We start from the raw sequence: 21,441 nt of genomic DNA, 5'->3' as shown, positions 1-21,441 counted from the left end.
GCCGCTGATCCAGTCGAAGCCGCCGCCATGCTCAGCCTCTACCACGCCCCTGACCTCGAAACCCTCGGCGAACTGGCCACGCGCCTGCTCGCACAGCCGCTCAGCGACCCCTTCGCCCCGGCACTGGTGATGGTGCCGAGCCAGGGCATGGGGCGCTGGCTCACCCTGGAGCTGGCGCGCAAGCAGGGCATCGCCATGCAGCTGGAGATGCAGTTGCCGGCCAAGTTCGTCTGGGACCTGAGCCGCACTGTGCTCGGCAGCCTGCCCGAACAATCGGCGTTCTCCCCGACCACCCTGACTTGGCGCTTGTACGGCTGGCTCTGCGATCCGGGCAACCTGGAACTCGCACCGCGTCTGGCGCAGTATCTGGACGGCGGTGACGAGCGCCGGCGGCTAAGTCTGGCGGCCAAGATTGCTGATGTCTTCGACCAGTACCTGCTTTATCGCGACGACTGGCTGGCCGCCTGGGAGCGTGGCGAAACCTTCGATCTCGGCCCGGACGAGGCCTGGCAGGCATTGCTGTGGCGCGAGCTGACCAAGGATGGCCACCCGCACCGCGCGCGCCTACTAGGCGATCTGCTGCAACGCCTCTACAGCGACGAACCCTTGCCCGGCCTGCCCGAGCGCCTGCTGGTGTTCGGCATCAGCAGCCTGCCACCACATCACTTGCGTGTGCTTGACGGGCTGGCGCGGCATATCGACGTGGTCGTCTGCGCGCTCAACCCGAGCCGCGAGGCCTGGGGCGAGATCCGTGATATCCGTGAGCTGGCACGCCAGCCCGAGAGCGGAGCAGATGACTGGTATCTCGACGTCGGCCATCCGTTGTTAGCAAGCTTGGGCAAGCAGGGCCGCGACTTCTTCGACTCGCTTTTCAGCCTGACCGCCAGCGAAGGCAGTCAGGAGTTCGGCCTGTATTCCGAGGACGAAGACCTGCGCGACGACAGCCTGCTGCACGCGCTGCAGAACGACATCCTGCGCCTGCGTACCCGGCAGCCCGATGAGCGCATCACGCTCGCCGAGAACGATCGTTCGCTGGAAGTGCATATCGCCCATTCGCCGCTGCGCGAGGTGGAAATCCTCCATGACCAGCTGCTGGCGCGCTTCGCCGCCAACCCTGCTCTGACGCCCGATCAGGTGGTGGTGCTGACCCCCGACATCGAGCGCTACGCACCCTTTATCGAAGCCGTGTTTGCGCCGCGCGAAGGCAGCCCGAGGATTCCTTACAGCCTCGCCGACCGCAGCCTGCGCGCCGAGATGCCGCTGATCGAGGCCTTCCTCGAATTGCTGATGCTGGCGCAGAGCCGATTCGCCGCCGAGGAAATCCTCGCCTGGCTGGAACAGCCGGCCGTTGCCCGGCGCGCCGGGATCGAAAGCGAAGACCTACCGCTGCTGCGCGACTGGCTGCGCGAAGCCGGCGTGCGCTGGGGGCGCGACGGCAGCCAGCGTGTTCGCCTGGGCTTGCCCGACGAGTCGGCCTTTACCTGGCGCCAGGGGCTGGACCGGCTGCTGCTGGGCTTTGCCGCACCGCCGCAACTGGCTGGCCACAACGCACCGCTGCTCGGCGAGCACTGGCCGCTGGATGCGCTGGAAGGCGCCCGTGCGCAACTGCTAGGGCGGCTGGTGGAATTCGTTGATCGGCTCGGCACGCTGGCCGACCAGCTGGCGCGGCCGCGGCCGTTGGTCGAGTGGGCAGATGACTTGCAAGTTCTGATCGACACCCTGTTCGACGAGCGTGAAGCCGGCGACACGCTGCTCTTGTTGTCCCAAGCCTGCGCGGCGTTGCGCGATCAGGCCCAGGCCGCGGACCTGACACGCCCCATCGAACTGGAACTGGTTCACCAGCAGCTCAGCGCCGCCTTGCAGCAGGGCGGCGGCGCCTCGGGCTTTCTTACCGGTGCGGTGACCTTCTGCACCATGGTGCCTATGCGTAGCCTGCCGTTCCGCGTGGTCTGCCTGCTCGGCCTGGACGATGGGGCGTTCCCGCGGCGCACACCGCCGTCGGGCTTCGATTTGATCGGCCGGCATCCGCGCCGCGGCGACCGTGCGCGACGCCTCGATGATCGCTACCTGCTGTTGGAAACCCTCCTCTCGGCGCGCGTGGCGCTGTACCTGTCCTATGTCGGCCGCGACCCGCGGGACAACGCTGTGCTGCCGCCTTCGGTGCTGCTCAGCGAAGTGCTGGAGGCAGTGGACATGACCGCGATGCTGCCCGTTGCTGGCGCTTCTGAGAGTGCCGGCCAGTCCGCAGCCAAGACGGCCAGCCAGAAAATTCTTGTCGCCCATCCATTGCAGCCGTTCTCACCGCGTAATTTCGGCGACGGGCTGTGCGCCGGTTTCTCGCTACCCTGGTTTCGGGCCGCCGGGCGTCTGGCCGAGCCACCGCAGACCCAGCCGCAGCCGTTCGCAAGTCTGCTTGCAGAGCCCGATGAGGCCTGGCTGACCATCGAGCCGTCGCAGCTGTTGCAGTGTTTCCGCCACCCGGCGCGCTTTCTGCTCGAGCAACGCCTTGGTCTGCGTCTGGCCGATGACCAGGAATCGCTCGCCAGCGACGAGCCGTTCGATTTGGAGATGCCAGCCTGGAACGGCCTGCGGCGCCTGTCGCTGCAGGCGATGGAACACGGCTGGAGTGACGAAGATGAGCGGCGCATGGCTTGTGCGGCCGGCTGGCTGCCGACGGGCGAGTTGGGCCAGGCGCTGTGGGGCAAGCTGCGCGGACCCGTGCGTGCCTTCGCGCCGCGCCTGTTCGAACTGCGCCCAGACGCAGTGCCTGAGCCGCTGCCGGTGGACATCACCCTGGCCGGCGTGCGCATACATGGTTGGCTCGATGGGGTGACCCCGGCCGGGCTGTTCGGCTGGAAGCTCGGCAAGCTGGGCGAATGGGACCTGCCGCCGTTCTGGCTGCGCCATCTGCTGCTCAACCTGTCCGCCACGCCCGGTATCGAGCGCCACAGCCTGATGTTGTCGCCCGCCGGTGATTGGCAGCTGGGGCCGTTGCCGAACGCGGCCGAGCTGCTTGAACCCTGGCTCGACGCCTATCGCTGTGCGATTCGTGAGCCGCTGCCATTGCTGCCGCGTAGCAGCCATGCGTTCGCCAAGGGCTACCGCAAGCCGGCCCGCGGCAGTGAGCCGCTCGATTGCGCCCGCAAGCGCGCCCGCGAAGCCTGGCTCGGCGCCGAGTTCAGCCCCATCGCCGCCGAAGCCGAAGACCCCTGGAATGCCTTGGCCTTCCGCGACCGCGATCCGCTGGACCAGCGTTTCGAAACCCTGGCCCAGGAACTGATCGGCCCGGCCTTGGATGCCTTAGCCGATGAGGAGGAGGAAGCATGAAACTCGACCTGCTCGACTCGCCCTTCGACGGCCGCTCACTGATCGAGGCCAGCGCCGGCACCGGCAAGACCTGGACCCTGACCGCGCTGTATGCCCGCCTGCTGCTGGAGCGACAGTTGTCCGTAGGTCAGATTTTGGTGGTCACCTACACCACCGCGGCCACCGCCGAGCTACGCGAGCGCATCCGCGCGCGGCTGGCCGATCTACTCGCCGTATATGACGGTACGCCCAGCAGCGACGACTTCCTCAACCGCCTGTATGCCCGCTATCCGGACGAAGCCTCGCGGCGACGCCTGTTGCTGGCCGTGCATGGTTTCGACGAGGCGGCGATCTTCACCATCCACGGCTTCTGTCAGCGTGCCCTGCAGGATGCCGCATTCGAAGCCGGGGGCGACTTCGACAGCGAGCTGACCGCCGATGACCGCGAGATCATCGATGCGCTGCTCAGCGATGCCTGGCGCAGCGAGCTGGCTGATGCCGATCCGGCCTGGGCGCGCTTTCTGGCCAAGAGCCGGATAACGCCGGTGTGGCTGCGCCAGCGGCTGCGCAGTCATCTGGGCAAGCCGTACTTGCGGGTCGAACCGCAGGGTGCGCCGGTCGCCGCCGACCTGCGTCCGGTCGAGGCTGCTTGGCAGCGCGCCGTTGATCTGTGGAGGGAAGCGGGTACCGCCTGGATCGCCGAGCTCCGGGCCCACGGTGGGCTCAGCCAAAGCACCCACAAAGGCATCAAGTTCGAGCCCTGGCGGAGCGAGCTCGACGCCTATTTTGCCGACCCGGCGGTGATGTTCGATCTACCCGAGGGCGCGGCCAAGTTCGGTGTCAGAGCGTTGAGCAAGGCCTGCAAGAAGGGCCATGACGCACCTGTCTGCGAACTGGCCCATGCGCTGGATGAACTGGCCGATCAGGTGGCCGAAGCGCTGCCGGCCGGCAAGCAGCGGTTGATCGCATTGCAGGTCGCGCTGCTGGAACGGCTCAACCATGAGCTGCCAGAGCGCAAGGCGGCGCAGCGGCTGCTGGCCTTCGACGATCTGCTCAATCGCCTGGATCTGGCGCTGAAAGGTCCGGTCGGCGAGGACCTGGCGGCCTCGCTACGCGCCACCTATCCGTTGGCGCTGATCGACGAATTCCAGGACACCGATCCGATTCAGTACGCCATCTTCAACCGTATCTATGCCAAGGCCAGCGAGGCGTCGCTGTGTTTCGTCGGCGATCCCAAGCAGGCGATCTACGCGTTCCGCGGTGCGGACCTGGCGACCTACATGACGGCCAAGCAGCAGGCCGATCGCGAACCCTTCAACCTGCCCACCAACTACCGCTCGACGCCCGAGCTGATTGCCGCGCTGAACCAGCTGTTCGACCATCCGCAGCCGTTCGCCCAACCTGACCTGCGCTACCCACCGGTGGGTGCCGCCGACAAGCCGCGTGCCAGCCTGCATCTGGTGGACGAGGGCGAAGCGGCGCCGCTGGCGTTGGTCTGGCTAGGCGACGACCCGCTGGGTAAGGGAGAGGCCGCGCAATTGGGCGCGAGCGACACCGCACGGCGTATCGCCCTGCAACTGGCGGGCGCCGCCGAGGGTCGTGCTGGCTTCGACAAGGACGGCGTGTTTACCCCGCTCAAGGGCGGTGACATTGCCGTGCTGGTAGCTAACCATCGACAGGCCGGGATGATCGCCGAGGAGCTGGCGGCGCGAGGCGTGCCCAGCGTGCGTCGCGGGCGCGACAGTGTCTGGCGCAGCGAAGAGGCTACAGAACTCGCCGCGGTATTGGCCGCCTATGCGGAGCCCGGTCGCGAAGGTCTGCTGCGCTACGCCCTGGCCACGCGGCTCCTGGGCCGCAGCGCTGCCGATCTTGCCCGCTGCCAGGATGATCAGCAGCAGTGGGACGCCGAGCGCGAGGCCGCCGAGCGCTATCACCAGCTCTGGCAGCAGCAGGGGTTCATGCGCGTGTTCCGGGCCTGGCTCGACGAGCAGGCGGTGGCCGAACGGCTGCTGGCGCGTGTCGATGGCGAACGTCGGCTGACCAACCTCCTGCACCTGGGTGAACTGTTGCAAGCCGAAAGCCTGCTGCGCCCGGGTCTTGAGCCGCTGCTCGCCTGGTTCAACCTGCAGCGCGGCAGCGAAGGCGCCGGCGAAGAAGCCCTGCTGCGCCTGGAAAGCGATGCCGAGCGGGTGCAGATCGTCACCATCCACACCAGCAAGGGCCTTGAATACCCGCTGGTGTTCTGCCCCTTCCTCTGGGACGGCAAGCTGCTCGGCAAGAACCGCGACAGCGCCCGTTGCCACGATGCTAATGGCCAGCCGCTGCTGGACCTGGGCAGCGACGCGCTGGAAGACCACCTCGAACGCGCCCGCCAGGAAGTCTTCGCCGAACAGCTGCGCCTGGCCTATGTCGCCCTGACTCGCGCGCGCGACCGGCTCTGGTTGCACTGGGGGCCCGTGAATCTCTGTAAACCAAAAAAGGATGGCAGCCTAGCGGACGAAGGTCTGCACAGCAGCGCCCTGGCCTGGCTGCTACACGGCCGCGAACTGCCTGGCGAGCAACCGTTGAGTGAGCTGGGCAATCATCTGGCCGATCTCAACGGTGGCAGCCTTCGCCTGGCCATCGAGCGGCTGGTACAGGGGAGCGACGGTCATATGGCCTGCGTGCCGCTGGAGCTGCGTGAAGCCAGTGCCCAAGGGCCCGGCCGTGCGGCGGCGCCTCAGCAGCTGTCGCAGCTCAATCGCAGCCTGCACAGCGCGTGGCGGATCGGCAGCTTTTCCGGTCTTGCAGCCGGCATGCATATGGAAGCGCCCGACCGCGACGCCCTGGCCATCCCAGATGCTGGCGAGCCGGGCAGCGGTTTTTTCGCCTTTCCCCGCGGAGCCCGTGCCGGGACATGCCTGCACGCCATCCTCGAAGACTGGGCGCGGGGCAAAGGCGAGCTGCCGGAGCTGGTCGAACCTGCGCTGCAAGCCTATGGCCTGCCGCTGGAATGGAAGGAGATCGCCACCGGCCATCTGCAAAAGGTGCTCGAAACCGATATGGACGGCAACGGCCTGACCCTCGCCGCGTTGCAATCGGCCAGACGCCTGCCCGAACTCGGCTTCACCTTCCCGGTACAGGAGCTCGACGTGGCGCGGCTGCGCAGCCTGCTGATCGATCCGGCCAACGGCTTAGCTGCCCCTCTGCGCGAAGCGGCGGGGCGGCTGGAATTCGACAGCCTCAAGGGTTTTCTCAAGGGCTTTATCGATTTGACCTTCGAGCACGACGGCCGCTGGTACATCGCCGACTACAAATCCAACTGGCTCGGACCTGACGCGAGTTACTACGGCGGCGAACGGCTGTTGCAGGCGCTGGCGGGCGAGCATTACTACCTGCAATACCTGATCTATCTGGTGGCGCTGCGCCGCTTCCTCCGTCAGCGCCTGGCTGATTTCCACAACGAACAGCTCGGCGGCGCCTTCTACCTGTTCCTGCGCGGCATGCCCGAGGCCGGCGTCTATTTCGCGCGGCCGGACGATGCGTTGCTCGATGCGTTGGATCGATTGTTCGAGGAGGGCAAGTGATGCACGTGGAGTTTGTAGAAAGGCAGCTTGCGTCCGTTGAACGCGCTTATCCTGCCGGGCATATCGGTGGGCTGAAGCCCACCCTACGGAGATATCCGGGCGCACCGCTCGTAGGGTGGGCTTCAGCCCACCGTCGGGATCGTCGTCTGGCACCTTCTGTATCGAGGCCAATCCGATGACGCTTCGTTCAGAGTTACCCCTCGGCCCTCTGGAGCGCGCCTTCGTCGCCAGCCTGCAACGCCTCGAACCGGATGCGCCCGAGCCGGTGCTGCTCGCCGCCGCAATCTGCTGTGAAGCCCTGGCGTCCGGGGATGTCTGCCTGCCGCTCCAACGATTCGCTGGCAAACGGCCCTGGCCTGAGATCGACCTGGCTTTGCCGTTGCTGGCGCAATGGCGGACGCAACTGGAGGCCTCGCCACTGATCGGCGGACCGGACGACTACGCGCCACTGACTCTTGTCGGTGACCGCCTCTACCTGGCCCGTTACCAAGCCTACGAGGAGCAACTGGCCGAACAGCTGCTGACTCGCGCAGCGGACGCACCGGATGTCGATGAAACTCAGCTGAGCGACAGCCTGGCGCGGTTGTTCGCCTTCAATCAGCAAAGCCCCGACTGGCAGCGCCTCGCGGCAGCACAGGCGGTACGCCGGCGACTGGCTGTGATCTCCGGTGGTCCCGGCACCGGCAAGACCACCACTGTGGTGCGCCTGCTGGCGGCATTGCTGGAGCAGCCCGGCGGCGAACGCCTGGCCATCGGCCTTGCGGCCCCCACCGGCAAGGCGGCGGCGCGCATGGCCGAGGCGATCCGTAATGCCAAAGCCGAGCTGCCGGTCAGCGATGCCGTCAAGGACGCCCTGCCGGACGAGGCGCGCACCCTGCATCGTCTGCTCGGTAGCCGCGGCGACAGCCCAAAGGTGCGCCACGATGCGGCCAACCCGTTGGCGCTGGACGTCCTGGTGGTGGACGAGGCATCCATGGTCGACCTGGCGCTGATGGCCAAGCTGGTCGCTGCGCTGCCGCCCAAAGCGCGGCTGATTCTGCTCGGCGACAAAGACCAGTTGGCTGCCGTGGAAGCCGGCGCGGTGTTCGCCGAACTCTGTGAAGGCCGAGGGTTCGATAGCCAGGCCGCGGCCGATCTGCAACGCATTACCGGGCAGCACGTATCGGTCGAACCGCCGCGCTCGCGCCTCGGCGATGCGGTGGTGCTGCTCACCTACAGCCACCGCTTCGCCGGCGATAGCGGCATCGGTGAGCTGGCGCGGCGAATCAATGTCGGCGACGCCAAGGGCACGATTGCACTGCTGCAGGAAGGGCGCGCCGATCTTGCCTGGAATGCCACGCCAACGTCCGCCGCGCTGATCGAACGATTGGAGCAGGGCTATTCGCCCTATCTGCTGGCTGCACGCCAGGCTGATCCAGCCGCCGCCTTCGAGGCCTTCAACGGCTTCCGCGCGCTGACCGCCCAGCGCGAAGGGCCTTTCGGCGTGACCGGTATCAACGAGGCACTGGAAGCGCGCTTCAAGCGTCGCCTCGGCGTGCCGGCGCGCGAACGCTGGTACTCCGGCCGCGCGGTGATGGTCCGGCAGAACGACTACGCCCTGGGCCTGTTCAACGGCGACATCGGGCTGTGCCTTAAAACCGAGCAGGGGCTGCGGGTGTTCTTCGAGGGTGACGAGGGCTATCGCGGCTTCGCCCCGGCGCGCCTGCCGAGCCATGACAGCGCCTTCGCCATGACCGTGCACAAGAGCCAGGGCTCGGAATTCAGTGAAGTGCTGCTGGCGCTGCCCGAGCAGCCCAGCCCATTGCTGACGCGCTCGCTGTTCTACACCGGCATCACCCGTGCCAAGCGCAAGGTGGAGATTTGGGCGCTGCCGGTACGTCTGGGTGAGGCCGTAAGCACCCGCGCCGAGCGCGCGGCCGGACTTGCTGAAAGGCTGAGCCTAGGCAACACGAATCGCACAGGCGAGGGGGATGGCCTGCCGAAGCCGGCCAGCGAGCCGGTGAGCGATCAGCTCAGCCTGTTCTGATGCGTGCGCCGCTGCTCGTAGCGGGCATGATCGCTGCGCATCGCAGCCAGTTTCGTGAAACGGTTGCGCGTATCCACTACCGGTTTCTGTTTCGATGTGGATTCGCCGTCAACCGATAACCGACAACCGGGACATGCGATGAAAATCTTCTTTCTTCTGGTCTGGGGCCTGGTCAGCTTGTCGTTCACAGGAGTCGTGGTGCGTGAACTCTGGCTTGCCCCATCCTGGAGTGGCGCGTTCGTCTTGTTGCTAATCGCCTACTACAGCTTCTGTTTCTTCCAGCTGATCCGCGCGGCCTACCGGCCCTGGGGGTTGTTGGGGCCAAGGCGGCGCGGCGGCTACTGGGTGTGCCTGGTGTTGCTGCCACTTGCGCTGCTGCCGCTGAGGTCCGCCTACGACATTTGGCTAGCGGGCGCCTATCGGCTTGATGCGGACGCTGCGGGGCCAAGCCTGAACCTGCTAATCGTTCGCCAACTGCTCGCCTGGCTGGAGGAGCTGGTCGGCTATCTAGGCCCGACGCTGGTGCTGGCCGCCGCTGGAGTGGGCATGGCACTGCTGCTGTTGCGCTTGTCGCGCGGCCAGGTCGTCCGCTAGCGGCACCCGGTGCGTTAATGGTTGCTGACTTTGATATTCGCTAGGTTGCGCTTCACTCGTTTTCGCAAGGATGGCAAAGGTGGTGATGAAAGGATTTTGTAGCCGGGGCGCTCTGCTGATCCTGGCGGTCAGTCTTGGGGCACATGCCGCGGATGTGCGCCTGGTGACGGGCGATGACTACGCCCCGCTCACTGACCGCGAACTGCCTCGAGGCGGCATGCTCTCGGCGGTCGCACAAGCGGCGCTCGAGCGCAGCGGATTAGCGTCGTCGCTTGCCTGGCAGCCCTGGAATCGGGGCTATCTGATGACCCTTCGCGGCGAATACGACGCGACTTTTCCCTACATCCGTGCGGAGCAGCGCGAGCATGATTTCCTTTACTCGGCGCCGCTCTACGTTTCCGAGCAACACCTGTTCAGTCGCGCCGCGGATGCATTCGAAGTCAATGACCTCGCGGGCGTCAGCGGCAGGCGGCTGTGCCACCCGCTGGGCTGGCAGCTGCCTGCTGGAGTCCAGGCACTGGTTGATCGGGGTGTACTGGTTCGACATTCGCCGCCGAGCCTGAGCGAGTGTGCGTTGTTGCTACTGCTTGGCCGAGATGATGTGTTTCTGGCTGATCGTCTGCTGGGCGTCCACGCCGTGCAATCAACCGAAGTGGATCGGCGGCGTTTTCATGTTTCCGATTCGGTGTTGAGCCGTCAGACGATTCACCTCATCGTCCCGCGCAGCCGACCGGACGCCGGACAGCTGATCGAGCGGTTCGATCGGGGACTCAGAACCCTTCAGGACAGTGGCGATTATCAGCGCTTGATCGAGTCGTTCGCTGCCGACAGCGTTCCAATGGAACGCCGCCCCACGACAGGGCGATAACGGCCGCGATGGCTGGTGTCGGTCACGGTTTTCAGCGTTCGAGCAGTGTCAGCACCAGTGGCAAGCTGGCCGCAGCGAGCAGTGTTTGTAGGGTGATGATGCCGGCCATCAGGTGGCTGTCACCACCGAGCTGCCGGGTTAGCACGTACGCGGTAGGCGCTGTGGGCAGGGCAAAGAACAGGACGATGATGGTGGTTTCCATGGCAGGCAGTTGGAGCAGGTGAGCAACGGCGAAGGCCAGTAGCGGCACTGCCAGAAGGCGCACAGCGCTGTTCCAGCCCAGCGCGGGAATTTCGCCTCCGAGTTCCTTCGGCTTCAGGGCGGCGCCGACACAGAGCAAACCCAAGGGCAAACTGGCTGCGGCCAGCAGACCCAGCAGCCGGTCAGTGCCGCCAGGCAGGCCGAGCCCGGACAGGTTGACCAGGGCGCCCGTGACGCAGGCGACGATCAAGGGGTTTTTCGCGATCGGCAGCAGCAGGGCGCGCGCGCTGACGCCGCGCTCAGCGGTCAGCGCCCAGACTGACATCACATTAACGGTTGGCACCATCAGCGCCAGCATTAGCGCGGCCATGGCCAGGCCCTCCTTGCCGAACAGACTGCCGACAGCCGCAAGGCCCAGATAGGTGTTGAAACGTAGGGCACCCTGGGCAAAGGCGCCGAAGCGCGCCGCCGACCAGCCGCGCAGGCGCTTCATGATCAGCAGTACGATCCACGCCAATCCCAGGGCCAGCAACACGGCAGCAGCCAAGCGGGGCAGCGCCGGGTTGTCCAAAGGTGCGGTGGCCAGACTGCTGAACAGCAGGGCCGGGAACAGCACGAAGTAGTTGATGCGCTCGGCGCCAGGCCAGAAGGCCTCGTTGGGGAAGTCGCGCAGGCGCAGAAAGTAGCCGGCAATGATCAGGGCAAACAGAGGCCATAGGGCGAGCAGAAGGCTGGTCACGCGATACATCCAACAGTGCAGGTGACTCGATAGTGGAGTCTCGTGACGGCGTCGGCAAGAGACGAGCGATGCGGATTGCTCTGCCCCAGAGCGGTTGCAGCACGTTCATCGGGAAAGCCGTCGGGATAATGTCTAAGTGATATCATTGCCCGCGCCATGACCTGAGCAACGTCGATGCAACCCCTAGAACAGCAGTCTGCCGAAGATTTCCGCGATACCCCGCATGGCAGACAACTGCTGGCAGGCTTTCGGGGCCTGCTGTTTGCGCCTGACTTGGAGCGCGAATTTCGCCGTTATTTGGGGCGTCAGGCGCGCTTTGCGCAAGTGCTGGGTGCCTGCCTTTTGCTGGTGGTGGTGGCCGGTTATCACTATGCCGAACGGCAACTGTATGCCGGGTCTGACCCGAGATGGCTGCGCGAATTGACCCTGCTGCGTTTGGTGGAAATGGCGCCGGGTGTAGCGATCCTGGTCATGTCGGTCTTTCATCGGCGGGTCCGGCTGGTTGCCAACCGACTGTTTCCGTTGCTGCTGGTGCTGGTTGGGATCGTTGCGGCGCGCATCGATATCCATTACGAGGTCTCCCAGACAGAGCTGGCGTTCCGCTACGGTGCTGGGCTGTTGATCGTCTGTTCATTCTTCTTTCTCGGCATCACCTTCTGGCGTGCGCTGATCAGTGCGGCGTCGATCATCCTGATCGATATCCTGATGGCGGCGCTCATCCTCTCCTCCAGCGAAATGCAGGTGCATTGGATCTCGGTCAGCTATTACGTGTTGCTGTTGACGATCGGAGCGATCAGCCGCTACATCCATGAATACTCGCAGCGTGAGCAATTCCTGGTACGCCAGCTGCTCGGTTGGGTCGCGCAGCACGACTCGCTGACTGGACTGGCCAATCGCCGTAGCTTTGATGCAGCACTGCGGCAGACGCTGTTACAAGCCCGTCGGGACCGCCAGCCGCTCGCGCTGCTACTCCTGGATCTGGATAACTTCAAGGCCTACAACGACAGCCTGGGGCACCCGGCTGGCGATGCGCTGATCCGCGATTTCGGCGACTTACTGGGCCGTTTCTCCCGGCGGCCGATGGATCTGGCGGCCCGGGTAGGGGGGGAAGAGTTTGCGTTGTTGCTGCTCAATTGCGACGAGAGCTCAGCGCAGGCCATCGCGGCGCAGCTTCTGTCTGCACTCGCTGAGCGTGCCATCCCTCATCCGGCATCGGCCCAGAGCGCATGCGCCACAACGAGTATTGGCATTGCGATGTGGAAGCCAGGGCAGACCGCCGAACATCTCTATCAGGCCGCCGATGCGGCGTTGTACCAGGCCAAGCAGGCTGGAAAGAACCGCTACATGGTGCGCTGAACGGCTTTTAGCGGCGTGGCGTGACCGGGCGGGTGCGGCCGCTGCCATCAATGGCCACAAAGACGAATACCGCCTCGGTGACCTTGCGCCATTCGCTGGACAGCGGGTCATCACTCCACACTTCCACCAGCATGCGGATCGAGCTGCGGCCGACATCCAGCGTCTGGGTGTAGAACGAAAGCTGCGCGCCGACTGCCACCGGCACCATGAAGGCCATGCGGTCGATGGACACCGTTGCCACTCGGCCGGCGGCAACGCGGCTGGCCATGGCGGTGCCGGCCAGATCCATCTGTGATACCAGCCAGCCCCCGAAAATATCGCCGAAACCGTTGGTCTCACGCGGCAGGGCGGTCAGCTGCAAGGCCAGGTCGCCCTGCGGGATTGGATCTTCCTGTTCGTATTCGTTCATCGGTCGGACTCGCGGCGCGTTTGTTTTTCTTGCGCGAAAAGCTCGCAGCAGTGCGGGCGGGGGCGAGTATAGCGGCTGTAGATAGTGACAGCGACCGGGCAGGCCTAAAGTTCAGTATCGTCACCAGATTGTCATATTCAGTTCATAGAGTGTTCACACGGCCTGCAGACAATGGCCCCCGTTCCAAACACTGACACACCCCTGCTAGGAGCATGGAATGAAACTGAATCGTTTGATGGCGGCCTTGACCTTTGTTGCCGCTGGTGTAGGCGCTGCCAACGCAGTGGCCGCGGTTGATCCAGCACTGCCGACCTATGAGAAGACCTCCGGCGTATCCGGCAACCTGTCCAGCGTCGGTTCCGACTCCCTGGCCAACCTGATGACGCTGTGGGCCGAAGACTTCAAGCGTGCCTACCCGAACGTCAACATCCAGATTCAGGCCGCCGGCTCCTCCACTGCACCGCCCGCGCTGACCGAAGGCACGGCCAACCTCGGCCCGATGAGCCGTCCGATGAAGGACAACGAAATCCAGGCCTTCGAAGAGAAATACGGCTACAAGCCGACTGCCGTGCCGGTCGCTATCGACGCCCTGGCCGTGTTCGTCCACAAGGACAACCCGATCAAGAGCCTGGACATCGAGCAGGTCGACGCGATCTTCTCCAGCACCCGCCTGTGCGGTGGCGAAAAGGACATCACTACCTGGGGTGACGTCGGCCTGACTGGCGAGTGGGCGAGCAAGCCGATCCAGCTGTTCGGTCGTAACTCGGTTTCAGGCACCTATGGCTACTTCAAGGAAGAAGCGCTGTGCAAGGGTGACTTCAAGCCTAACGTCAACGAGCAGCCGGGCTCCGCTTCGGTGGTCCAGTCGATCTCCAGCACCCTGAACGCTATCGGCTACTCAGGCATCGGCTACAAGACTTCCAGCGTTCGCGCTGTGCCCCTGTCCAAGGGTGGCGAAGCCTTCGAAGCCAACGAAGAGAACGCACTGGCTGGCAAGTTCCCGCTGGCTCGCTTCTTCTACGTCTACGTCAACAAGGCGCCGAACAAGCCGCTGAGCCCGATCGACGCCGAGTTCCTCAAGCTTGTGCTGTCGAAGCAGGGCCAGGAAGTCGTGGTCAAGGACGGCTACATCCCGCTGCCGAAGAAAGTCGTCGACAAGACTCTCAGCGACCTGGGTCTGCAGAACGACTAAACCCAGCAGCGTTCAGGCCTGCAGCGATCGCTGCAAGGCTTGAGTACGACGCCCGCCACGCTTCTTGCGCCGGTGGGCGTTGTCACGTCACCTCGCTGTAATTTTTCTGTCACACAGCTGCATTAAATTAGGCGCCCGACCGGCCATCAAGCCAGGAAACGACTCGCGCCAACGGCGCAGCAGTTTAAGCGGCCTGAGTGGCCAGGAACCTTCGCATGAACGATATCGAGACCATGAGCGCGAATTCCGATGTGCAACGGCTGGATTTCAACACCCCGGCCCTGCAGCGCAAGCGCCGTATCCGCGCGTTAAAAGACAAGCTGGCGCGCTGGTATGTCTCCATTGGCGGCCTCGCCGTGCTTGGCGCCATCACCCTGATTTTCTTCTATCTCGCGCAGGTCGTAGCGCCCATGTTCCAGGGCGCCGAACTGGAGGCGCGTGAAGTGCAGCAGCCGGCCTGGCTGGCCGATGCCGGCGAGCCGCTGTTGCTGGCCGTGGAAGAGCAGAACAAGGTGGCGATGCGTCTGGGCAGCGACGGAGCCGTTCGTTTCTTCAGCGTACCCACTGGCGACCTGCTGCGTACCGTAGAGTTGCCGCTGCCGGCTGGCAGCCAGATCGTCTCGGTCGGCCAGGACACGCCCGGCAATCGCCGCATGGTGCTGGGGCTGAGCAACGGCCAAGTGTTGGTTGCAGAGCACAATTACAAAGTCAGCTACCCGGAAGGCAAGAAGACCATCACGCCGCAGCTGGACTACCCCTTCGGTGAGGAGCCGCTGAGCCTCGACCCGCAAGGGCGTCCGATCGAGAACGCCGCGATCAGCCTTAATGGTTCGACCCTGATGGTTGCCGGCGCCACGAACGGCGAGCTGCATGCGCTGAAAATCGCCGCCACCGAAAACCTGATGACGGGCGAAACCAGCCTGGAGGAGGAGCGCGTTGCGCTGCCTCAACTGTCCGATCCGATCAAGGCGTTGCTCGTCGACCCGCGGCACATGTGGTTGTTCGCGGTGAGCGGCCGGGCGAACGTGGATGTTTTCGATCTGCGTCGTAATCAGCTCAACGGCCGTTACAAGTTGCTGGGCGGCAAAGGCGAAATCACGACCGTCGCCTCGCTGCTTGGCGGCATCTCATTGATGGTTGGCGACTCGACCGGTGGCATTGGTCAGTGGTTCATGGTGCGCAGCGACGACGGTCAGTCCGAGCTGAAAAACGTGCGCAACTTTCAGTTGGACGGCCAGCCGATCACTCAGATTATTCCAGAACAGCGCCGCAAAGGCTTTCTGGCGCTGGACAGCGACGGCACGCTCGGCATTTTCCACAGCACCGCTCACCGTACCCTGCTGACCGAGCAGGTCGCCGACGGCGCAGCTGTAGCCGCTATGTCGCCTCGCGCCACCCGCTTGCTGGTGGAGTCGGGTGATCAGCTCCAGCGCTTCGTCATCGACAATCCGCACCCGGAGATTTCCTGGAGCGCGCTCTGGGGCAAGGTCTGGTACGAAAGTTACCCTGAGCCGGACTACGTTTGGCAGTCCACGTCGGCTACCGGTGACTTCGAACCCAAGCTGAGCCTTTCACCCCTGGCGTTCGGTACGCTCAAGGCGGCGTTCTACGCGATGCTGCTGGCCGCTCCGCTGGCGATCTGCGCCGCGCTGTATACCGCTTATTTCATGGCACCGGCGCTACGCCGCAAGGTCAAGCCGGTGATCGAGCTGATGGAGGCGCTGCCAACGGTCATCCTGGGTTTCTTTGCCGGCCTGTTCCTTGCGCCCTACCTGGAAAACCACCTGCCCGGCATCTTCAGCCTGCTGTTGCTGATGCCAGTGGGCATTCTCTTGGCCGGTTGGTTCTGGAGCCGGCTGCCGGAAAACATTCGCCTGAGCGTGCCGGATGGTTGGGAAGCGCTGCTGCTGATACCCGTGATCCTTGCGGTGGGCTGGGGCTCCCTGGCCATCAGCGGATACCTGGAAAACTGGTTCTTCGGTGGTGACATGCGCCTGTGGCTGTCCAACGACATGGGCATTCCGTTCGATCAGCGCAACGCGCTGGTGATTGGTATCGCGATGGGCTTCGCGGTGATCCCGACGATCTACTCGATCGCCGAAGATGCCGTGTTCAGTGTGCCGCGCAGCCTCACGCTAGGCTCACTGGCACTCGGCGCAACGCCTTGGCAGACGCTGACCCGCGTGGTGCTGCTGACCGCCAGCCCAGGCATCTTCTCCGCACTGATGATCGGTATGGGCCGCGCCGTGGGTGAAACCATGATCGTGCTGATGGCCACCGGCAACACGCCGATCATGGAAGCCAACATCTTCGAAGGCATGCGCACCCTGGCGGCCAACGTCGCAGTGGAGATGCCCGAATCGGAAGTGGGCAGCACTCACTATCGCGTGCTGTTTCTCGCCGCGATGGTGCTGCTGATGTTCACCTTCGTGATGAACACCCTGGCCGAGCTGATCCGCCAGCGCCTGCGCCGCAAGTACGCCAGCCTGTAATAAAGAACGCAGCCGGCGACGGCTGCGACAAGTTTTCGACAAAGGTATCGATCCGTGAAAAAGGATTCGCTGAAAACCTGGATCAAGAGCGGCAGCCCCTGGGTCTGGATGAACGCGGGCGCCGTGGCGATCGCCGTGATCATGACACTCGGCCTGCTGGCGGTAATCGCCGTACGCGGCCTCGAGCATTTCTGGCCGGACGACGTGATCGTGGCCGATTACCAAGTGCCGGGATCGCAGCCGCGGGTGATGGCTGGCGAGGTGGTGCAGGCTGAAGAAGTGCCGCGTGCACGTCTGGCGGCCAGTGGCCTGCCGGTGGACGTCGAAGGCGGCGAGTTCATGACCCGTGAGCTGCTCAAGGTCGGTAACCGCGAGGTCTACGGTGCGGACTTTTCCTGGGTTGTCGGCGAGTGGCTGAGCAATCCGCGCAAGCCGGCCGATCTGGTGGCCCTGGAGCGCCGCGAGTGGGGCAACTTCTACGGCGAGCTGTTGAACGTCAAAGAAAGCGGTCAGCCGGTGGCCGAGGGCGATGCCGCATGGCCAGAGCTGCAAAAGCGGATTGACCGCATCGACGACCTGCATGCCGGTATCGCCAAGCTGGAAAAGGTCGACATCGGTCGCATCAACCATGGCCTGGAACGCCTGCGTCTGAAGGCCCGCAAGCTGGAGCTGGACGATAAGCTCGATGCGGCCGCACAGGCCGAACTCGATGCTGAGCGGGCGCAGTGGGACGCCGAATACAAAGCGCTCGAGAGCGAGCTGGTCGCGCTCTACACAGGCTTCAATCGCGACAGCATCACCATGCGCACCATGGACGGTCAGGAAAAGGAGATCAGCCTCGGCAAGATCGTCCGTGCCTACCGCCCGAACGCCATGTCGACGCTCGACAAGCTAGGTTTCTACTTTGCCAAGGTGTGGGAGTTCGTCAGCGACGAACCACGCGAGGCGAACACCGAAGGCGGCATCTTCCCTGCGATTTTCGGCACCGTGCTGATGACCATCATCATGGCGGTGATCGTCACCCCGTTCGGCGTGATCGCTGCGGTCTACCTGCGTGAATATGCCAAGCAAGGCGTGTTGACCCGCATCATCCGCATCGCGGTCAACAACCTCGCCGGGGTTCCCTCGATCGTCTACGGCGTGTTCGGCCTGGGCTTCTTCGTCTACGTCCTGGGTGGTTCGCTTGATCGGATCTTCTACCCCGAAGCCGCACCAGCGCCGGTGTTCGGCACTCCAGGCCTGATGTGGGCATCATTGACCCTGGCGATCCTGACGCTGCCGGTGGTCATCGTGGCCACCGAGGAAGGCCTGGCGCGTATTCCGCGGATCCTCCGTGAAGGCTCGCTGGCGCTGGGTGCGACCAAGTCCGAGACGCTGTGGAAAGTGGTCCTGCCGATGGCCAGCCCGGCGATGATGACCGGCCTGATTCTTGCCGTGGCCCGTGCCGCCGGCGAGGTAGCACCCTTGATGCTGGTGGGGGTGGTCAAGCTGGCGCCGAGCCTGCCGCTCAACGGTAACTACCCCTACCTGCACCTGGATCAGAAGATCATGCACCTGGGCTTTCATATCTATGACGTCGGCTTCCAGAGCCCTAATGTCGAGGCGGCGCGGCCGCTGGTCTATGCAACGGCGCTGCTGCTGGTGCTGGTGATCGCGACGCTGAACCTCTCGGCCGTCGTGCTCCGTAACCATCTGCGCGAAAAATACAAAGCGCTCGACCACTAATAGCCGACAGACCCGCTGGTGGCCCGGCGCTGCAACGATCGCAGCCCGAGCTTCTAGCCTCCAGCGATACGGAGACAACCATGTCACAAGCAAAGACGCATTCCATCGACATCTCGGCGCTGGGTCGCGACAAGCGCGCGCTGAGCCTGGCTAACGAAGCCGTGGCCATCGAAGTGCCTGACCTCAGCCTTTACTACGGCGAGAAGCAGGCGCTGTATAACGTCAGCATGAACATCCCGCGCCAACGTGTGACGGCCTTTATCGGCCCGTCCGGTTGCGGCAAGTCGACTCTGCTGCGCTGCTTCAACCGCATGAATGATCTGGTCGACGGCTGCCGTATCGAAGGCGCCATCAACCTCGATGGCCACAACATCTACCGCAAGGGTGAGGACGTCGCCGACCTGCGTCGTCGCGTCGGCATGGTGTTCCAGAAGCCCAACCCGTTTCCCAAGAGCATCTACGAGAACGTCGTCTACGGCCTGCGCATCCAGGGCATCAAGCAGAAGCGCGTGCTGGATGAGACCGTCGAATGGGCGCTCAAAGGCGCCGCGCTGTGGGAAGAAGTGAAGGATCGTTTGCATGAATCCGCACTTGGGCTCTCCGGCGGTCAGCAGCAGCGTCTGGTCATCGCCCGGACCATCGCCGTGCAACCTGAAGTGCTGCTGCTGGACGAGCCGAGCTCGGCGCTCGACCCGATTTCGTCGCTGAAAGTCGAAGAGCTGATCTACGAGCTCAAGGCCAAGTACACCATCGTTATCGTTACCCACAACATGCAGCAGGCCGCGCGGGTGTCCGACTACACCGCGTTCATGTACATGGGCAAGCTGATCGAGTACGGCGACACCGATACGCTTTTCACCAATCCCGAAAAGAAGCAGACGGAAGACTACATCACCGGCCGCTACGGCTAGTCTGGCCATGTCAGAGCGCGCCAGGCGGCGTCGGCGGAATTTGCCGTACAAATCGTACTGTCTGCGTTCCGCCTCCTTGCCTGACACACTCTGCCAAAGTCCAGACGGGTTTGGGTGGAATCCAATTTACAAAGGTGCGCTGCGCACCAGAGCCGCCTAGCGGCAGCCTCCTCGGAGCGAAAAGATGATCAGCAAAGACAGCCACACGCAACACATCTCCCAGCAGTTCAACGCCGAGCTGGAAGAGGTGCGCAGCCATCTCCTGGCCATGGGTGGCCTGGTGGAAAAGCAGGTCAACGATGCGGTTACTGCGCTAATCGATGCCGATTCCGGGCTCGCGCAGCAGGTGCGTGACGTGGATGACCAGATCAACCACATGGAGCGCGACATCGACGAAGAGTGCATTCGTATCCTCGCGCGCCGCCAGCCAGCGGCCTCCGATCTGCGCCTGATCATCAGCATTTCCAAGTCCGTCATCGATCTGGAGCGCATCGGTGACGAAGCGACCAAGATCGCCCGTCGTGCCATCGAACTGTGCGAAGACGGCGAGTCGCCACGCGGCTATGTCGAGGTCCGCCACATCGGTGATCAGGTACGTCGGATGGTGCAGGAGTCGCTGGACGCCTTCGCCCGGTTCGACGCCGAGCTGGCGCTGTCGGTGGCGCAGTACGACAAGACGGTTGACCGTGAATACAAGACCGCGCTGCGCGAATTGGTCACCTACATGATGGAAGACCCGCGCTCGATTTCTCGCGTGCTCAGCGTGATCTGGGTGCTGCGCTCGCTGGAACGTATCGGCGACCACGCGCGCAACATTGCTGAAATGGTGATCTACCTGGTGCGCGGCACCGACGTACGTCACCTGGGCCTTACGCGCATGGCCGAGGAAGTGGCCAACACGCGCAGCTGATTCGATTGCTCGACGGCCCTGGCGGGTGGGCTGAAGCCCACCCTACATGGAGTTTGAGCCAGTGGCTGGTTGCGTATCGACTGCAGAAAGAAAGATGGGGCGCGGCGCTCGGCTTCATTCTATCTGTTAGTCCGAACGCCCCGCCGGTAGGGTGGGCTTCAGCCCACCGAGGGCATGCCCGCTGTCGTGTGCTCAGCGGGGCGCCAAGGTCTCGGTCAGGTAATCGATCAGCACCCGCAGCTTGGGTGGCAGGTGCAAATTCTGCCGCCACAGCAGCCAGGCTGCACCCTGATAGGAACCGGTGTAGCGCCATTGCGGCAGCACCTCGCGCAAGCGCCCCTCTGCCAATGCGTGCGCTGCGGTGAATTGCGGCAGCACCGTGATTCCGATATCGCCAAGCGCTGCCTCCAGCCGCGCTTCGCTGTGGTTGCTGATATAGCGACCGCGCACCATCACCACTTCCTGCTGTTCATCGTTGCTGAAATGCCAGCGGTTATCGCCCGCGTTCTCGCCGAGATACATACAGCTGTGGCGCAGCAGCTCCTGTGGGTGTTGCGGCGTGCCGTGCTGTTGCAGGTAGGCCGGGCTGGCGCATAGCAATTGACGGACTGGTCCGAGTGGCTTGCCGGCCAGGCCTTCGGGTGGTTGATCAGTGACCTTCACCAGCACGTCGAAGCCATCCTCGATCAGGTCCGGGCTCTGGTCGCTGATGTGCAGCTGCACGTCGACATCGGCGTAACGGCGCAGGAAATCCGGCATCAGCGGACTGATGACGAACTTTCCATAGGCTTTTGGCACGCTCAGTCGCACCAGCCCGTGGGGCCGGCTCATCAGGCGTTCGCCGATGGCCAGCGCCTGCTCGGCAGCGTCGAGCATCGCCCGACAATGGGCGTAGAACTCACTGCCGGCTTCGTTCAATCGCAGCTGCCGTGTGGTGCGCTCCAGCAGACGCAACGACAACTCCTGCTCCAGCCGCGCGATCTGGCGGCTCACTGCCGAAGCGGTGGTGCCGAGCTGCCGGGCTGCGGCCGAAAAGCTGCCGGCTTCTACCACGCGCACGAACATCGCCATTCCCGGTAACAGCGCGGCCTTGTCATTTGTTCTCATGCTGCACAAGTCCTTTTCCGAATGGCTGGATTATCGATC

The 21,441-nt window shown here is 64.1% G+C and carries 14 protein-coding genes; 11 read left to right on the top strand and 3 right to left on the bottom strand.

Annotated features, from left to right (window positions below):
* The first annotated feature begins 27 nt into the window (after positions 1 to 27).
* From recC to ACQKEK_RS08405, 5 genes are all read left to right on the top strand, one after another.
* Positions 28 to 3,327 (top strand): exodeoxyribonuclease V subunit gamma, encoded by a 3,300-nt coding sequence (recC, locus tag ACQKEK_RS08425; protein ID WP_499142245.1) that lies wholly within the window; start codon positions 28 to 30, stop codon positions 3,325 to 3,327.
* On the top strand, positions 3,324 to 6,872 hold the full coding sequence (gene recB, locus ACQKEK_RS08420) for an exodeoxyribonuclease V subunit beta (RefSeq protein WP_499142013.1): 3,549 nt from the start codon (positions 3,324 to 3,326) through the stop codon (positions 6,870 to 6,872). The genes recC and recB overlap by 4 nt, the downstream gene beginning before the upstream one ends.
* 175 nt (positions 6,873 to 7,047) lie before the next feature.
* Positions 7,048 to 8,898, top strand: coding sequence for an exodeoxyribonuclease V subunit alpha (gene recD / locus ACQKEK_RS08415; protein WP_499142011.1), 1,851 nt, complete (start codon positions 7,048 to 7,050; stop codon positions 8,896 to 8,898).
* 138 nt (positions 8,899 to 9,036) lie between these two features.
* Positions 9,037 to 9,492 (top strand): hypothetical protein, encoded by a 456-nt coding sequence (locus tag ACQKEK_RS08410; protein WP_499142009.1) that lies wholly within the window; start codon positions 9,037 to 9,039, stop codon positions 9,490 to 9,492.
* A gap of 85 nt (positions 9,493 to 9,577) precedes the next feature.
* Positions 9,578 to 10,360 carry a substrate-binding periplasmic protein gene (locus ACQKEK_RS08405; RefSeq protein ID WP_499142007.1) on the top strand — a complete coding sequence of 261 codons (783 nt, stop codon included), beginning with the start codon at positions 9,578 to 9,580 and terminating at the stop codon, positions 10,358 to 10,360.
* A gap of 31 nt (positions 10,361 to 10,391) precedes the next feature.
* On the opposite strand, the gene ACQKEK_RS08400 is transcribed toward ACQKEK_RS08405, so the two are convergent.
* Positions 10,392 to 11,309 (bottom strand): AEC family transporter, encoded by a 918-nt coding sequence (locus ACQKEK_RS08400; protein ID WP_499142005.1) that lies wholly within the window; start codon positions 11,307 to 11,309, stop codon positions 10,392 to 10,394.
* 165 nt (positions 11,310 to 11,474) lie between these two features.
* Here ACQKEK_RS08400 and ACQKEK_RS08395 point away from each other — a divergent pair, with 165 nt between their 5' ends.
* Positions 11,475 to 12,656, top strand: a complete 1,182-nt coding sequence (locus ACQKEK_RS08395; RefSeq protein ID WP_499142003.1) for a GGDEF domain-containing protein — start codon at positions 11,475 to 11,477, stop codon at positions 12,654 to 12,656.
* A gap of 7 nt (positions 12,657 to 12,663) precedes the next feature.
* Here the strand turns inward: ACQKEK_RS08395 and ACQKEK_RS08390 are convergent, their stop codons facing one another.
* Positions 12,664 to 13,065 (bottom strand): acyl-CoA thioesterase, encoded by a 402-nt coding sequence (locus ACQKEK_RS08390; protein ID WP_045423569.1) that lies wholly within the window; start codon positions 13,063 to 13,065, stop codon positions 12,664 to 12,666.
* Positions 13,066 to 13,282: 217 nt separating this feature from the next.
* Between ACQKEK_RS08390 and ACQKEK_RS08385 the strand changes: the two genes are divergently transcribed.
* The 5 genes from ACQKEK_RS08385 to phoU all read left to right on the top strand — a co-directional run bounded on the left by ACQKEK_RS08385 (position 13,283) and on the right by phoU (position 20,295).
* Complete coding sequence (locus ACQKEK_RS08385; protein ID WP_045423571.1) at positions 13,283 to 14,257, top strand: PstS family phosphate ABC transporter substrate-binding protein; 975 nt, start codon at positions 13,283 to 13,285, stop codon at positions 14,255 to 14,257.
* A 215-nt stretch (positions 14,258 to 14,472) separates the two neighbouring features.
* A complete protein-coding gene (locus tag ACQKEK_RS08380; RefSeq protein WP_499142001.1) occupies positions 14,473 to 16,749 on the top strand; it encodes an ABC transporter permease subunit in 2,277 nt (758 codons plus the stop codon).
* Between the two features lie 108 nt (positions 16,750 to 16,857).
* Complete coding sequence (gene pstA, locus ACQKEK_RS08375; RefSeq protein WP_499142242.1) at positions 16,858 to 18,474, top strand: phosphate ABC transporter permease PstA; 1,617 nt, start codon at positions 16,858 to 16,860, stop codon at positions 18,472 to 18,474.
* Positions 18,475 to 18,554: 80 nt separating this feature from the next.
* Positions 18,555 to 19,385 carry a phosphate ABC transporter ATP-binding protein PstB gene (pstB, locus tag ACQKEK_RS08370; RefSeq protein ID WP_045423577.1) on the top strand — a complete coding sequence of 277 codons (831 nt, stop codon included), beginning with the start codon at positions 18,555 to 18,557 and terminating at the stop codon, positions 19,383 to 19,385.
* A 184-nt stretch (positions 19,386 to 19,569) separates the two neighbouring features.
* The gene (gene phoU, locus ACQKEK_RS08365) at positions 19,570 to 20,295 is read left to right on the top strand and encodes a phosphate signaling complex protein PhoU (RefSeq protein ID WP_128120437.1); all 726 of its coding nucleotides are present in this window, start codon (positions 19,570 to 19,572) and stop codon (positions 20,293 to 20,295) included.
* A 192-nt stretch (positions 20,296 to 20,487) separates the two neighbouring features.
* Here phoU and ACQKEK_RS08360 read toward each other — a convergent pair whose 3' ends face one another.
* Positions 20,488 to 21,402 carry a LysR family transcriptional regulator gene (locus tag ACQKEK_RS08360; protein ID WP_499141998.1) on the bottom strand — a complete coding sequence of 305 codons (915 nt, stop codon included), beginning with the start codon at positions 21,400 to 21,402 and terminating at the stop codon, positions 20,488 to 20,490.
* Between the last annotated feature and the right edge of the window lie 39 nt (positions 21,403 to 21,441).

The sequence above is a fragment of the Pseudomonas sp. NPDC077408 genome (genome assembly GCF_050269105.1).
GTDB lineage: Bacteria > Pseudomonadota > Gammaproteobacteria > Pseudomonadales > Pseudomonadaceae > Stutzerimonas.
This window is presented reverse-complemented; position numbering and strand designations above follow the sequence as displayed.

Bases quoted from the DNA above. Each gene is read 5' to 3' on its own strand.
- recC (WP_499142245.1), top strand. From the start codon at position 28: ATGCTCAGCCTCTACCACGCCCCTGACCTCGAAACCCTCGGCGAACTG.
- recB (WP_499142013.1), top strand. From the start codon at position 3,324: ATGAAACTCGACCTGCTCGACTCGCCCTTCGACGGCCGCTCACTGATC.
- recD (WP_499142011.1), top strand. From the start codon at position 7,048: ATGACGCTTCGTTCAGAGTTACCCCTCGGCCCTCTGGAGCGCGCCTTC.
- ACQKEK_RS08410 (WP_499142009.1), top strand. From the start codon at position 9,037: ATGAAAATCTTCTTTCTTCTGGTCTGGGGCCTGGTCAGCTTGTCGTTC.
- ACQKEK_RS08405 (WP_499142007.1), top strand. From the start codon at position 9,578: ATGAAAGGATTTTGTAGCCGGGGCGCTCTGCTGATCCTGGCGGTCAGT.
- ACQKEK_RS08400 (WP_499142005.1), bottom strand. From the start codon at position 11,309: ATGTATCGCGTGACCAGCCTTCTGCTCGCCCTATGGCCTCTGTTTGCC.
- ACQKEK_RS08395 (WP_499142003.1), top strand. From the start codon at position 11,475: ATGCAACCCCTAGAACAGCAGTCTGCCGAAGATTTCCGCGATACCCCG.
- ACQKEK_RS08390 (WP_045423569.1), bottom strand. From the start codon at position 13,065: ATGAACGAATACGAACAGGAAGATCCAATCCCGCAGGGCGACCTGGCC.
- ACQKEK_RS08385 (WP_045423571.1), top strand. From the start codon at position 13,283: ATGAAACTGAATCGTTTGATGGCGGCCTTGACCTTTGTTGCCGCTGGT.
- ACQKEK_RS08380 (WP_499142001.1), top strand. From the start codon at position 14,473: ATGAACGATATCGAGACCATGAGCGCGAATTCCGATGTGCAACGGCTG.
- pstA (WP_499142242.1), top strand. From the start codon at position 16,858: ATGAACGCGGGCGCCGTGGCGATCGCCGTGATCATGACACTCGGCCTG.
- pstB (WP_045423577.1), top strand. From the start codon at position 18,555: ATGTCACAAGCAAAGACGCATTCCATCGACATCTCGGCGCTGGGTCGC.
- phoU (WP_128120437.1), top strand. From the start codon at position 19,570: ATGATCAGCAAAGACAGCCACACGCAACACATCTCCCAGCAGTTCAAC.
- ACQKEK_RS08360 (WP_499141998.1), bottom strand. From the start codon at position 21,402: ATGAGAACAAATGACAAGGCCGCGCTGTTACCGGGAATGGCGATGTTC.